This is a genomic window from Humibacillus sp. DSM 29435, from assembly GCF_001758225.1.
In the GTDB taxonomy this organism is placed as follows: domain Bacteria; phylum Actinomycetota; class Actinomycetes; order Actinomycetales; family Dermatophilaceae; genus DSM-29435.
In genome coordinates, this window is the sequence record NZ_MAST01000023.1 from 38870 (window position 1) to 53287 (window position 14418).

Sequence of the window (14418 nt, forward strand, 5' to 3'; positions counted from 1 at the left end):
GACTGCGCTGAGTCGTCATCCTGGGCGCGCGCGCGTACCTGCTCCCGAGCGGCTGCAGGATGCCGCTGGCTGCGAGCTGCGTTCACGCGCCGGATCCTAGGATGGAGCACGTGCAGACCCGGAGACTAGGACCGTTCATGGTGTCGGCGGTGGGCCTCGGGGCGATGCCGTTCTCGATGGGCGACCGAGTCAGCCCCGACCGAGAGCAGGCGATCGCGACCGTGCACGCCGCCCTCGACGCCGGCGTGACCTACATCGACACCGCCGACATCTACGCGCCCAGCTGGGACACCATGGGCCACAACGAGGAGGTGGTGGCCGAGGCACTGTCATCACGCAGTGACACCAGCGAGGTCATCGTCGGCACGAAAGGTGGCATCACCCGAGGGCCGGGCGAGAGCTGGGGTCGCGACGGCTCCCCCGACTACCTGCGCCGCGCGGTTGAGGCGTCCCTGCGAGCACTACGGCGGGAGGTCATCGACCTGTACCAGTGGCACCGCCCAGACCGGTCACGCGTGTACGGCCAGGTGATCGAGACGTTCAAGGCGCTCCAGGACGAGGGCAAGATCCGGGCCATCGGCATCTCGAACGCCAACATCGAGGAGATCGACGTCGCCATCGAGGTGCTCGGCGAAGGTGGACTCGCATCGGTTCAGAACGAGTTCTCGCCGCGTTTCCGGTCGAGCCGCTCCGAACTCGAGCACTGCGGCCGGCACGGAGTCGCCTTCCTGCCCTGGAGCCCCCTCGGCGGAACCGGCGGCGGCAGCAAGGAGGTCGGCCAGGCCTACCCCGTGTTCCAGGAGATCGGCGAACAGCACGGAGTGAGCCCGCAGCAGGTCGTGATCGCCTGGGAGCTGTCTCTCGGTGACCACGTCATCCCCATTCCCGGCGCGAGCCGACCGGCATCCATCACCGACTCCGCCAAGGCCGTGCACCTGAGGCTCACCGACGACGAGCTCACCCGGATCGAGGGCCAGTTCCGCTGAGCAGACGGGCGCGCGGCCACCGCCGCACCAGAGCCTGAAGCCCAGAGCCTGAAGCCCAGAGCCTCAGTGCACCGCGCTGCCTCGGCGGCGCCACCATCCGAGGACCCCCATGACCGCCCGGCCGGCGGGCTTGGCCACGGCTGCCGTGTCGGGCAGGTAGCCCATCTGCTGCATGGTGCTGGCGGCGTCGAAGTAGAAGTGGTCCTCCTTGAGCCGGCCGTTTCGCATCTCGACCATGCTCATGGCTCGGATCTCCAGGCGACGGCCGCTCGCCGGGAGGCCGAACATCGACCCGAGGTGCGTGCCCCGGATGACGTACTCCTCTGCGACGTACCTGCCCCTGGGCACCCGCAGGGTGACCTCGAGCTCGAGATCGGGAAGGGCCCGGAAGAGGCTCTCCAGAAAGGCGCGCACGGCAACCTTGCCGTCGTAGACCTCACCCATGGCGATGTTCCGCCAGACGATGTCGTCCTCGTACCGCTCGAGCATCGCCGCGATGTCGCCGCGGTTCCAGTGCGGCAAGACGCTGCTGAAGGCGTCGACGTTGGCCTGCTCGTGGGCGAGCAAGGCCACCGATGGCCCCCATTCAGGCTCAACGGAGAGCGAGGGCGCGGTTGCTGTCGTGGTGGTTGTCATACCTGGTTCAGAGCGCGACCAAGGTGGGGTGATACCGGATTTTACGGAGGTATCACCACCGCCGGGCACCTCTCTGACCCCCGACCAGGCCACAACCCGACACAGCGAAGCGAGAGTCAACCGTGGGCGTTTTCACCAGCAAGCAACAGGCCACCTCGGTGTTCACCACCTTGTTCGGCATCCTGCTCGACGACGAACGGTTCGCCAGCACCGTGCGCAAGGAGAACCTCTCCGTCCAGTTCTTCCACTCCGACCCAGACCTGACCGTCTACGTCAGCGCAGACGGGGTGTGGATCGACGAAACGCCATCGGCACCAGTCATCTCGATCAAGATGTCCTGCGACAACGCCGATGCGCTCTGGTCCGGACGACTCCTCATGCCGATCGCCCTGGCCACCCGCAAGATCCGGATCAAGGGCAGCGTCGCCAAGGTCATCGAGTTCGTCCCGCTGCTGCAACCCGCCTTCGACCGGTATCCGTCCATCGCCGCCCAGGCCGGCGTCGGGGCGGGGGCATGATGCACATGGCCCAGCTCGCCGCGCCGAGCGCCACAGACGCCCCCACCCTCACCACCCTTCCCGCCGAGACGCTCGCCCTGCGAGACACCGTCCGCGCCTGGGCCAACGAGCGGCTGGCTCCGCACGTCCGTCGGCTCGACGAGGACGACGCGGCGGCCTTCGACTGGGACCTCGTGCGAGAGGGCCACAACCTCGGCCTGACCCGGCTCGTCGTGCCCAAGCAGTTCGGTGGGCTCGGACAGGGCGAGTTCGGAGTCGCGGTCGCCCTCGAGGAGCTGGCCGCCATCGATGCCGGCTTCGCGCTCATCTTCGGTGCCACCATGCTCGGTCAGGCGCCGGTACTTCTCTCTGGAGACCCGCGCCTCCAGGCGAGGTTCCTGCCGCTCTTCTGCGGCGACGAACCCGTGCTCGCCTGCAACGCGATCACCGAGGACCAGGCCGGCTGCGACCTGCTCATCCCCGAGAACGCCCAGTTCGCGCAGGGCGTCATGCGCGCCCGCCGCGAGGGAGACCACTACGTGCTCGACGGGTCGAAGAAGTTCATCACCAACGGCAAGGTCGCGACGTACGCCACGGTGTTCGCCAACATGGAGGGACACCCCGGCGCTACCGGCCTGACGTGCTTCGTCGTCATGCTGGACCGGCCGGGGGTCACCCTCGGAGACGTCGCAGACAAGATGAGCTACCGCTCCTGCCTCGGCACCGAGATGCACTTCGACCACGTCATCGTGCCGGAGGAGAACGTCGTCGGCGGCGAGGGCGGCGGCGTCTACATCAACGTCCAGCAGATGAACATGGCCCGGGCCGCGGTCGCCGCGATCTCTACCGGCGTCGCCCGGGGAGCCCTCGAACAAGCCATCGAGTGGGCGGGGAAAAGGGTCCAGGGCGGGATGCCCCTGCGCAAGCACCAGTTCACGGCCCGAAAGCTTGCCGAGATGTCGGCCAAGGTCGATGCCGCGCGGATGCTCTACCTCAGGGCGGCGCACCTCGCGGACAACGAGATCCCCGCCCCCGCCTACGAGCCGGCCGTGGCCAAGCTGTTCGCCGACAGGATCGCCATCGAGGTCGCCACGGAGGCCATGGGCTTGATGGGAGCGCGCGGCTACCTGCGCGACCACGGCATGGAGAAGCGGCTACGCGACGCCCTCGGGGCCCGGATCTACGAAGGCACCCCCGAGGTGCTCGCCCTCGCTGTGACCGAGGCCATCTACGACGACGACGACGACTTCTGATCGCCTGCGCCGACCACGCCTGTCCACCGACGGCTCGACCACCACCCCCCACCCACAACCCACCGACAACTCACAGACAAAGGACCCGCCATGTGCCACGACGCTTCCGGCGAACGCGGAGCGCGGTATGCCGCCGACGTCGTCTCGCTGCATCGCAACCTCAGCTTCAGCGCCCTGCTCAGCCAGGTCGACCCGCGCCACCTCATCCACGTGGCCGAGCGCGGCGACGGCCTGCTCACCGTGGCCCTGCAGACCCAGCACCTGCCGCACCGCTACCTCGTGGGGCTGCAAGGCTTCCGGCTGGCCCAGTACCTCCAGCTCGGCTGGATCTGCGAGGACGTCATGTACTCCTCAGCCATCTTCTGCGAGCCGGTCGACGCGGTGCACCCCCAGGACGTGCACGTCATGACGATGTCCGGCTCCGGGGCGATCCTGGGCTACCTGGCGCTCGCCGGACCGGCTGAGGGTGATCCCGCCGACCTGCTCGATCCCGACCGCGGCCGCTTCCCCGTCGAGCAGGCTCACAACATCAACCTCTTCGACCACGTCGCCGGCCAGCCCGGGGTGCGCACCGACCAGGTACGTGAGCTCAAGCGATTCGTCCACGCTCGCACCGTGTCCGACCGCACCCAACGACTACGGATCACCCTCGAGCTGCTCTTCGGGATGGGACAGGTGCTGGCCCGCATCACCCCCGCCGTCCGGACTCTCGTCGGAGACGTCGAGGAGAACGTCGCCCTGCGTCACCTGCTGCTCGCCGGCCTCGACGTCAAGCTCATCGAAGGCACGACGCCGCGCCTGACCGAGCAGGATCTGCTCCGCCACGCCTACGTGCAGCGTTCCAGCGTCAAGCCCTTCGTCGCGCACCTGCCCAGCGAGGAGGAGGTCCAGCAGCGGATCTCCATGCTCGAGTCCACCCTCGACTCGCCAGACCTCTTCGACGCAACGGGCAGAATGTCGAGGTCGCAGCGCGGCATCCTGACCCGAGTGTCCGGATGACGTGATGAGCTCCTCCCGACACGCACATCGCACCCCGCCGCGGTTCGGTGTCGCCACCCCCAGGGTCCTTGCCGCGGCCGCGAGCCTCGCCCTGCTGGTGCTGCTCGGCGCCACACTCACCCGCATCGCCTTCGGGAGCAACGAGACGACTGCGAGCTGCGGCCAGCAGCTGCCGCAGCTACGCGTCGCTGCCGCCCCCGCCATCGCCCCGGTGGTCGCCGCCCTCGGGCACGATCTGCTCGGCGGTTCCGCGGCGCCCGACTGCTTCGATGTCGCCGTCCGGTCGGTCGACGCGCGGGCCGAGATCCAGTCCCTCGCAGACGGCGCGACGCGACCGCCCGATGTGTGGATCCCCGACTCGACGCTCTGGATCGACCGCGCCGGCGTCGAGCGGGTGGCCAAGGCGACCAACGCGGCCTCCGTCGCCAGCAGCCCTCTCGTCATCGCCGTGCCGAGCCGAGAGGCCGATCGACTGCGTGGCACAGGTATGACAGAGACCATGCCCCGTCCCACCGTGGCCGACCTCGCCGTAGCCACCGCCCAGGGCGACCCCTTCACCATCGAGCTGTCCGACCAGAAACTGTCACCGACCCGAGTCGGCACCATTCTGGCCCTGACCGAGGCGACCCGAGGAACGCCCGACGCGCGCGCCTCACTCACCGCCCTGCTCCGCAGCGCCCGCGTCACCACAGACCCGACCACCACACGGCTGACGTCTCTTTCACCGACCGCTAGCGTCGGGGTACCGGCATCTGAGCATGACGTCTGGGCCGCCCGCCACGACAGCTCCTCAGCGCGACCGGTCGCGATCTACACCGGCGGGGGGGGCTTCGACTTCCCGTATGCCGTGCTGACCACCGACCCGGCCACCACCCAGCGGGCCCAACGACTGTTCGACCTTCTCACCAGCGCCCCGGGACAGAGCCGGTTGAAGGCCTCCGGCCTCCGAGACGTCAACGGGGTCGGAGGGCCCGCGCTCGCCGCCGACCGGGGCGTCGATGGCACAACGAAGATCACCCCGGCCCCCCTGAGCCCACCGTCACTGGCCCAGGCCGAGAAGGTGCTCGCGACCTCCACCCAAGACGCTCGACTGCTCGCCGTCATGGACATCTCCGGCTCGATGGCCTGGGGCGTGGGCGGCCGCGACACGGCTGGACCCTCACGTCTGGCCATCGCCACCCGGGCCGCGGCCACCGGCCTGGGGCTCTACCCCCCCAGCACCGAGGTGGGCTTCTGGGTCTTCTCCAAGGACATCGCCGGCAGCCGCGACTACCGCGAGGTCGCACCCGTGACCCGGCTCGACGCACCTGGCTTCCGCTCCGCACTCACGAGCGCACTGACGCAGGCCGCACCCACGCCGGGTGGGGACACCGCGCTCTACGCGACGACCCTCGCCGCCGTGCGACAGATGGGCACACACTGGCAACCCGGACGCGTCAACGCCGTGGTGCTCCTCTCGGACGGCAAGAACACCGACACCGACGGACCGACGCTCAGCCACGTCGTCTCCGCACTGGAGGCACAGGGCCGCTCGTCCACCCCTGTCCCTGTCATCACCATCGCCTTCGGCCCGCAGGGCGACGCGGTCTCACTCGCCGCCATCAGCAAAGCCTCCGGAGGCGCGACCTACCGGGCCAGCACGGCCGACCAGGTGCGACAGATCTTTCTCGACGCGGTCGGTCAGCGGGCCTGCCGTCCCAACTGCACCTGAGCACACCGAAAGGACCAGCTCGATGACCGTCACCCAGAGCCAGACCGAGAGCGCCACCGGCGCTCAGCAGTTCTACGCCCAGCTCACCGAGCGCAACCAGGGCTTCGTCTCCGAGCGGGCGCAGCGGCGGCTCTCCGAGGCCGTGGTCCTCGTCGCCGGTTGCGGTTCGACCGGCGGCGCGGCCGTCGAGCCACTGGTGCGGATCGGGGTGCAGCACTTCCTGTTGGCCGACGTGGGTCGCTACGAGCTCAACAACCTCAACCGGCAGAACGCCTATCTGGCCGAGCTCGGCGAACACAAGGCGGTCGTCTGCGCTCGCCGGATCGACCAGGTCAACCCGTCGGCGACCACCGAGATCCATGAGCAGGGGGTCACCACCGACAACGTCAACGACCTGGTGTCGCGGTGCGACATCGTCATCGACGGCGTCGACGTCACCGAGCCATCAGGGTGGCGAGCAAAGTTCGCGCTGCACGAGGCGGCGGCGAGTCAGGGCAGGCCCGTTGTGTCCGGCTACGACATGGCGGGCACCCAGTACGTCCGGTTCTACGACTACTCACCGGGCGACGCGCCCTTCGACGGCGCCGTGCACCCCGACGACGTGGCGGGCGGAACGATCACGTGGGACCTGCTGAGGCGGGTCGTGCCCATGCGCTTCGTCCCCATCGAGATGATCGACCTGGCCCGGGCTCGGGTCCGCGACGGCGACGACGGCCTCTCTCAGGTCGTCTACGCATCCCTGGCCTTCGGTGCCATCTCGTCACGGATCGTCCTGGCCCTCATGGAGGGCCAGGCGGTCCGCAGACACACCGTGGTCAACGTCGACTCGGCGGTTCGCCCCCCCTGGGCCAACCTGCTGGTCGCGGCCCGCAAGCCGCTGGCCGCGGTGCTGGCCCTGCGCGACCTGGCAGGGCTGCGGCGAGCGGCACGCCGTGGTTGACCGGTTCGTACGGGGCCTCGGCCGCTGGCGCTGGGCCATCACCGGGGCCTGGGTCGTCGCACTGGTCGTCGCGGGCGTGGTCAGCGTGCCGCTCCCGAGTCTCTTGAGCGGCGGCGGCTGGTCGGTCGACGGCTCCGACAGTGCGACCGTTCAGGCCGACCTCGCACACGGCTTCGTGGGCCGGGGTACCAGCGATGTGATGGTCGTCGTCGTCGACCACTGGTACACCAGCGACCAGCCCGGGTTCGCCAAACGAGTGGGCCGCGTCATGAACGACGTCGGCCACGACCGGGGCCTCTCGGTGCGCGACCAGGTCGGTTTCTCGACGACGACCGGGCCCCTGCAGCAACGCTTCGTCGGCAAGGACGGACGTACCGCGATCGACCAGCTGGGCCTCGACCTCGAGGACGGCACGGCCCGGCGGGTGCTGCCCCAGATGCAGTCCGAGGTCTCGAGTCGCTTCGCCGGCCAGGGCCTCGACGTGACCCTGGTCGGCACGGCCGCCTTCTGGGGAGCGGTCAACACCCTCAGCGAGGAGGGCCTCGTCCATGCCGAGATGCTGACCTTCCCGCTGATTCTGGTCGTCCTTGTCGGCCTCTTCGGCGGCCTGGTGGCGGCCTTGGTCTCGCTGGCCGTCGGTGCCACGGCGATCCTGGCGAGCTTCGCCGTGCTCACGGTGCTGGCCGGGCATCTGGAGCTCTCGCTCTTCGTGCAGAACACCGCCACGATGCTCGGCCTCGGCGTGGGAATCGACTACTCCCTGTTCGTCATCGCCCGGTTCAAGGAGGAGCTCGGACGCGGGAGCACGGTCGATGATGCACTCGCCACGACCCTGCGCACGTCAGGCGAGACCGTCCTGTTCTCCGGGATCACCATCCTGGCCGCGATGAGCACCCTGTTCCTCGTTCCGCTCGGGGTGGTCTTCTCGATCGCTCTCGGTGCGGTGGTCGTCGTCGCGTTCTCGGTGCTTGCCTCGCTGCTCCTGCTGCCGGTGCTCCTGCGGCTGCTCGGGCACCGGATCTCCGCGGGGCGCGTCCCCCTTCTCGGCGCCGGCGCCAGGCGAGGTGCCCACCGCGAACCTCCCATCCGGGGGGCCCATCGTCCCCCCCACCTGACCCGCTGGGAACGGGTCGCGCACCGGGTGATGGCTCGGCCCCTCGTGTTCCTCGGGCTCGGGCTCATCCTGCTGCTGACTCTCGCTGCCCCGGCTCGGTCGTTGACGACGTTCACCCCGGACGCCCAGATCGTGCCTCAGAGCTCGCCGGTGCGGGTGGGCTTCGACCGCGTGCAGGATCAGTTCGGCACGGGAACGACCGCTCCGATCCAGGTACTGGTGACGGCTCCGCGCCCGATCACCACGCGAGCGGATGCCGCTGCGCTGGTTCAGCTCGAGCGACGCCTGGCGGCGCTGCCGTCCGTCGCCCGAGTCGAGTCCGCCCTGCCCGTACTCGCGCTCGCCTCCCCCGTGGCACCGTTCGGCGCGTTGCAGGCCGGCGCCCGCGAGGCCCTGCCCAGCGGCATCCGCGGCCTGGTGGGGCACTACGTCTCATCGGACGCGACGAAGATGATCTTCGACGTGGTGCCGACGGGGCACGCCGCCGATGCGCAGACCAGCGACCTGCTGGGCAGGGTGCATCTCGTGGTGGACGAGTCGTCGATCCCGGGCGCTCGGATCCTGGTGGGCGGCGAGACCGCTCAGGGGATCGAGAGCAACGCGGTGATCTCGGACCGGCTTCCGGTCGTCGTCGGCGTAATGCTGGTCGTGATCTACCTACTGCTGCTCGTGACCTTCCGCTCGATCTTGTTGCCGCTCAAGGCGATCCTGATGAACCTCGTCTCTGTGGCGGCCACGTTCGGCGTTCTCGTCATCGTCTTCCAGCACGGGGTGGGCTCGAGCCTGCTCGGCGCCGAGGGCAGCGGCCATATCCAGAACTTCGTGCCCATCCTGCTGCTCACGCTCCTGTTCAGCCTGAGCACCGACTACGAGGTGTTTCTGTTGAACCGGGTGCGGGAGGAGTTCGTGAAGACCGGTGACAACACCCGCAGCGTCGCGGTCGGCATGTCGAGCACGGCTCCCCTGATCTCTGGGGCTGCACTGCTGATGGTGGTCGTCTTCGGCTCCTTCGCCCTCGCCGGCATCCTGCCGATCAAGCAGCTCGGGTTCGGCATGGCGGTGGCCATTGCCATCGACGCGACGATCGTGCGGCTCGTGCTCGTTCCGGCCACCATGCGGCTCATGGGCGTCTGGAACTGGTGGATGCCGGGACGGCCCCGGCCCGGGGTCATCGCCCGACACCTGGGTCGGGTTGCCGACCCTGCTGGCGGGATCGCTGAAAGAGGCTGAGCAGCAACAACGGAAGGGCAGCAACCTGGCGGTACGGCAGCAGGGTGGTGCCGGAGGTGGCGGTGACCCCCCGTCGCGCGTCTAGGAGGTGTTGGTGCTTCGCCCGCCAAGGGCCGGTTCGGATGCCGCGGCCGCAGCGGGAAGCAGCCGACCCCGTCGTGCGGCCACCACCGTTCGCGCAGCGATGCCCCCGACCAGCCCCGTGATGGCGGCCAGAACGAGATAGCTGCTGGCGCGGTCACCCACGAAGCGGGTCGAGGCGATCCAGAACAGGGCCGCTCCGGCGACCGCCGTCCACGAGAACGTGAACGCCCACGTTCCGAGGGAGAACGAGAGCCGGATGTAGCGCGGCAGCAACGGCAGCTGGGCCGTGACCATCAGCAGGCCGTATCCGGCCAGAACCGCGGCGAAGAAGTCGACGCGACCGCCGTTGGCGAAGAAGTGGGCGAGGCTGGCCACGGCCGCCGGGGCCACCTCGATGGCCATCGTGGGGGCCAGAGCGTCGGGCAACGGGGGCCGAAAGATCAACCGCGCCAGGATCATCGAACCCATGATCGCCCAGCAGACCAGACCCAGGCCCAGCATGACCTGGGCGAACCGCGGCTGCCCGACCTCGGCCAGACCGGCGGAGGCGACGAGACCTCCGGCCACGGTGGGCAGGAAGTAGCCGGGGTGGAGTCGGCTGAAGTCGGTTCCGCCGCGCATCCAGAACCCGGTGAACCACCCACCGAGCACCAACACGAGCACCGCGAAGACGTCGACGACCACGGCCCCAACGACCGGTGCGTACGGCTCGATCCCGTCGGCAGCCAGCAGGATGGGCGTGATGACCGCCAGCGACGCGAACGGCCCGGCCGTCATGTCGCTCAGGTCGCGCGACCAGGCCCCCGGAGTCGCCACCGCGTACCGCAGGTAGACCACGCAGGATCCGGCCCACACCACCGTCGCGATGGCGGCCAGCACGTCACTGACCCAGTGCGGCGTCAGGTCGAGATTGGCCGCGATCCGCCAGGACGTGGCGAGGCCGGCCAGGCCGAAGCCCATCCCGAACACGTTGAGCGGGATGCGGCGTCGTGACATGGGTCCTCCTGACGGTTCCGGTCGGTGGTCGGCCCCCCGAGCGGGGATGGTCGTCAGTCGGTACCAAGGGCCTGTCGCAGAACAGCGATGGCCTGGGAGATGGCAGCGCGGGTGGCGTGGGTGTCGCGCAGCGGGTTCAGCATCATGAAGTCGTGAATGATGCCGTCGTAGCGGACCGTCGTGACGTCGACACCGGCGGCGCGCAGGTGCGCGGCGTAGCCTTCACCTTCGTCGCGCAGCACGTCGGCCTCGTCGACGAGCAGGAAGGCGGGCGGCAGGCCCGTCAGCTGCTCCGGGGTGGCTCGGTACGGGGAGGCAGTGATCTCGCTGCGCCGGGCGGCATCCGGCAGGTAGGCATCCCAGAACCAGGCCATCCCCTTCGCGGCCAGGTAATGGCCAGTGGCGAACTGCTGGTACGAGTCGGTGCCCATCCCCGCGTCGGTGACCGGGTAGTACATCGACTGGTGCACGAAGCTCACGTCACCGCGTTCCTTCGCCATCAACGCAAGGGCCGCGGTCATGTTGCCGCCGACCGAGTCACCAGCCACCGCAAGCCTACTCGGGTCGATACCGTGTGCTGCGCCTTCGGATCGAAGCCACTGCGCCACCGCATAGCCCTGCTCGATCGCTACCGGGTAGTGCGCCTCGGGCGACCGCGTGTACTCGACGAAGACGATAGCCGCGCGGGCGCCAACGGACAGCTCGCGGACCAGTCGGTCGTGCGTTGCGGCATTGCCCAGGATCCAGCCCCCGCCGTGCATGTACAGAACGGCCGGCAGAGCATCCGTGACACCGACCGGTCTGACGATCCGTACCGGCACGTCACCGACGTCGGCGTGGACGGTGACCCATTCGTCGTCGACGTCGACCATCTCGACCGGTTCGGCCTGAATGTCGTCGAGAACCTTTCGGGCCTGCGCGACCGGGAGTTCGTAGAGCAGCGGGGGTTGGGCGGTCGCGTCGACGACGCTCTGCGCAGCAGCCTCGAGCACAACGGATCTCACCGTCGTGGTGGTCGTGGTTGACATGGTGGTCCTTCTTCCAGATCGGTGCGATGCGTTGTCGTTCTGGCAACGTCGCACATCCAGGCGGGCCGATCCCATCCGGTTGTCCGGAAATGCCTGTCTGGCTGGCCGTGTCGTTCGGCGAGCCCGATGCTGGCACCGTCGTTCTCAAGGCCACGTTCAGCGGTCGGCCGGACCGCCATGGCCGGGGTTCCACGAGAGGAGACCTGATGAAGTCGACCGTCATTCTGGTTCACGGAGCGTTTGCCGACTCGTCCAGCTGGGACGGCGTCATCGCGCCGCTGACCCGGTTGGGCCACACCGTGGTCGCGTTCGCCAACCCGCTACGGGGGGTGGCCACCGATGCGGCCCTGCTCACCGACCTGGTGTCCAGCGTCGATGGGCCGATCGTGCTGGTCGGTCATTCGTACGGCGGGGCGGTGACCACGAACGTCGACGCCTCCGGTGCAGACGTGGTCGGTCTGGTGTACGTGGCCGGGTTTGCGTTGTCGCCGGGCGAGAGCTGTGGTGACGCCTCGGCTCTGACGCCCGGGTCGACCTTGGGTGACACCCTCGCGCCGGTGCCACTCGCGGGCGGCGGATCGGACCTTTACATCACCCAGGAGAAGTACCACCACCAGTTCGCCGCCGACCTGAGCCCCGAGCTGGCTGCGACCATGGCCGTGACCCAACGACCCGTGACCCAGGCTGCGCTCTTCGAGCCATCAGGGGACCACCCGCTCTGGCGGGACGTGCCGAGCTGGTTCGTCTTCGGCGAACTGGACCGCAACATCCCCGCCGCGGCGCACCACCTGATGGCCGACCGGGCGGGGGCACGTCGCACCCTCGAGGTGCCGGGCGCCTCCCACGTCGTCGGCATCTCACACCCCGACCAGACGGTCGAGCTCATCCTGCAGGCCGTCGGGGCCAACGTGGGATCCACAACCTGACCCCGGCGGACACCATGTCTGCACCTGATGGCGGGGATCGAGAACTACCTCGGCTTTCCGTGAGGGGGCGGTGGTGATCTCCTCGGTCCACGCGCACCTGGGCGAGCCGAGACCGGCGCTGACCCCACCCCGATCGTGAGCGGTCAGCCGCGGTCGGGAACGACGCCGTGGTCGGGCTCGCAACGCACCCCTCTTCGGGTGTTCGTGCAGACCGAGACCGGGAGCAGCGTGCTGCTGCTGCTCGCGGCCCTCGTGGCGATCGGTTGGGTGGCGATCGACCCGAGCTCGTACCAGGCGTTGTGGCAGACGCCCCTCGGGGTGCGGTTGGGGGCCTTCGAGCTGGGCCAGGATCTTCGTGGGTGGGTCAACAACGGCTTGATGACCTTCTTCTTCCTGGTCATCGGCCTCGAGGCCCGCCGCGCCTTCGACGTCGGCGACCTGCGCGAGCGGCGCCGGGTGCTGCTGCCCGTGCTGGCCGGGACCGGGGGGATGCTCGCCTCGGTCGGTATCTACCTGGCCCTCAACGCCGGAAGCCCGGCCGCGAGCGGTTGGGGCGTCGCGTTGTCCACCGACACCGCCTTCGCCCTGGCGCTGCTGGCGGTGGCGCGGGCCCGCCCGCTGCAGCCGCTCCGGGCGTTCCTGGTGACCGTGGTCGTGGTCGATGACCTCGTCTCGCTGCTCGTCATCGCAGCGGTCTACAGCGGCCCGGTGAGCATCGGCCCCCTGGTGGCCGGGGTCGGCGTGTTCGGGCTGATCTGTCTGACGGTCTGGCTGCAGGTGCGGGTCGGCGTCTGGTATCTGCTCGCCGGTGTCGTGGCCTGGGCGTGCCTGTTCGTGTCCGGGCTGGACCCGCTCATCGTCGGGCTCGCCCTGGGGCTGTTGTCGTACGCCCTGCCGGTCAGCACGGACGCGCTCGAGGGTGCCACGACCCGGATGAGGTCGTTCCGCGAGCAGCCGACCTCCGAGCTGGCTCGGGACGCCCACCGCAGCCTGTCGTTGGCGGTCACCCCGAACGAGCGGCTGCAGCTGGTGTTCCATCCGTGGTCGAGCTACGTCATCGTGCCCCTGTTCGCGCTCGCGAACGCCGGCATCCCCATCAACGGGCACAGTCTCGGCCAGGCCCTACGCTCGCCCATCGCGGTCGGGATCACGCTCGCGTACGTGGTCGGGAAACCGCTCGGCATCCTGGGCGCATCGTGGCTGACCCGTACGCTCAGCGGGCGTCGACTCGAGCCGCCGGTCGGCTGGGCCGCTGTGCTGGGCGGCGGCACCAGCGCCGGCGTCGGTTTCACCGTGTCGCTGCTGATCGCGACCCTGGCCTTCGAGGGCGAGCAGCAGACCGACGCGAAGATCGGCATCCTCGCCTCGGCGGCGATCTCGGCGGTCATGACCGTGCTCGTCTTCCGTGGGATCGCAACGCTGCCCGCTCGGCTACGTGCTCGGGCCGTCTTCGGCAGCCTGCCTCCGCTGACCGATCTCACCGAACCGGTCGACCCCGAGCACGACCACATCCGAGGAGACGCTGACGCGCCCGTGACCCTGCTCGAGTACGGAGACCTGGAATGCCCGTACTGCGGGCAGGCCGAGCCAGCGGTCCGCGAGGTACTGGCCAGCAACACCGACATCCGCTACGTCTGGCGCCACCTACCGCTGCGCGACGTGCACCCCCACGCCGAGCTCGCCGCCGAGGCGAGCGAGGCCGCCGCGAACCAGGACCGGTTCTGGGAGATGCACGACCGGCTGCTGGCCCACCAGGACGACCTCGAGCCCAAAGGCCTGATCGGCCACGCCGACGCTCTCGGGCTCGACGTCGAACAGTTTCGCCAAGATCTGCGCCGGCACACCGCCGCCGCCCGGATCGCGGCCGACGTCGAGGGCGCCGCCGAGAGCGGGGTGCGGGGAACCCCGACCTTCTTCATCAACGGTCGTCGCCACCACGGGGTGTACGACCTGGAGGCGCTGCTGGCCGGCATCCGAGAGGCCCGGGAACGAGAGTGAGTCGACAGGCTGCCGCGGCC

Annotated in this window: 12 protein-coding genes; 9 read left to right on the forward strand and 3 right to left on the reverse strand. The window is 69.4% G+C overall.

The features are described from left to right. Positions 1–110 precede the first annotated feature (110 nt). Positions 111–986 (forward strand): aldo/keto reductase, encoded by an 876-nt coding sequence (locus BA895_RS14040; protein WP_217493906.1) that lies wholly within the window; start codon positions 111–113, stop codon positions 984–986. A gap of 63 nt (positions 987–1049) precedes the next feature. Here the strand turns inward: BA895_RS14040 and BA895_RS14045 are convergent, their stop codons facing one another. After that, positions 1050–1559 (reverse strand): ester cyclase, encoded by a 510-nt coding sequence (locus tag BA895_RS14045; RefSeq protein ID WP_070192525.1) that lies wholly within the window; start codon positions 1557–1559, stop codon positions 1050–1052. Positions 1560–1744: 185 nt separating this feature from the next. Here BA895_RS14045 and BA895_RS14050 point away from each other — a divergent pair, with 185 nt between their 5' ends. The 6 genes from BA895_RS14050 to BA895_RS14075 all read left to right on the forward strand — a co-directional run bounded on the left by BA895_RS14050 (position 1745) and on the right by BA895_RS14075 (position 9366). Next, on the forward strand, positions 1745–2140 hold the full coding sequence (locus tag BA895_RS14050) for a hypothetical protein (RefSeq protein WP_070192526.1): 396 nt from the start codon (positions 1745–1747) through the stop codon (positions 2138–2140). Beyond that, positions 2137–3372, forward strand: coding sequence for an acyl-CoA dehydrogenase family protein (locus BA895_RS14055; RefSeq protein ID WP_217493907.1), 1236 nt, complete (start codon positions 2137–2139; stop codon positions 3370–3372). Before BA895_RS14050 ends, BA895_RS14055 begins: the two co-directional genes overlap by 4 nt. A 90-nt stretch (positions 3373–3462) precedes the next feature. Further along, the gene (locus tag BA895_RS14060; protein WP_070192527.1) at positions 3463–4371 is read left to right on the forward strand and encodes a hypothetical protein; all 909 of its coding nucleotides are present in this window, start codon (positions 3463–3465) and stop codon (positions 4369–4371) included. A gap of 4 nt (positions 4372–4375) precedes the next feature. After that, positions 4376–6082, forward strand: a complete 1707-nt coding sequence (locus BA895_RS14065; RefSeq protein WP_139142664.1) for a substrate-binding domain-containing protein — start codon at positions 4376–4378, stop codon at positions 6080–6082. Positions 6083–6104: 22 nt separating this feature from the next. Beyond that, a complete protein-coding gene (locus BA895_RS14070; RefSeq protein ID WP_070192529.1) occupies positions 6105–7022 on the forward strand; it encodes a ThiF family adenylyltransferase in 918 nt (305 codons plus the stop codon). Continuing rightward, a complete protein-coding gene (locus BA895_RS14075) occupies positions 7015–9366 on the forward strand; it encodes an MMPL family transporter (RefSeq protein ID WP_070192530.1) in 2352 nt (783 codons plus the stop codon). Before BA895_RS14070 ends, BA895_RS14075 begins: the two co-directional genes overlap by 8 nt. 81 nt (positions 9367–9447) lie before the next feature. On the opposite strand, the gene BA895_RS14080 is transcribed toward BA895_RS14075, so the two are convergent. Both BA895_RS14080 and BA895_RS14085 read right to left on the reverse strand, forming a co-directional pair. Further along, positions 9448–10446, reverse strand: a complete 999-nt coding sequence (locus BA895_RS14080) for a TDT family transporter (RefSeq protein ID WP_070192531.1) — start codon at positions 10444–10446, stop codon at positions 9448–9450. 53 nt (positions 10447–10499) lie between these two features. Next, positions 10500–11474, reverse strand: a complete 975-nt coding sequence (locus tag BA895_RS14085) for an alpha/beta hydrolase (RefSeq protein WP_070192532.1) — start codon at positions 11472–11474, stop codon at positions 10500–10502. Positions 11475–11680: 206 nt separating this feature from the next. Between BA895_RS14085 and BA895_RS14090 the strand changes: the two genes are divergently transcribed. Next, a complete protein-coding gene (locus BA895_RS14090) occupies positions 11681–12400 on the forward strand; it encodes an alpha/beta fold hydrolase (RefSeq protein WP_070192666.1) in 720 nt (239 codons plus the stop codon). Between the two features lie 135 nt (positions 12401–12535). Next, positions 12536–14398, forward strand: a complete 1863-nt coding sequence (locus BA895_RS14095; RefSeq protein ID WP_070192533.1) for a Na+/H+ antiporter NhaA — start codon at positions 12536–12538, stop codon at positions 14396–14398. The last annotated feature ends 20 nt before the right edge of the window (positions 14399–14418 follow it).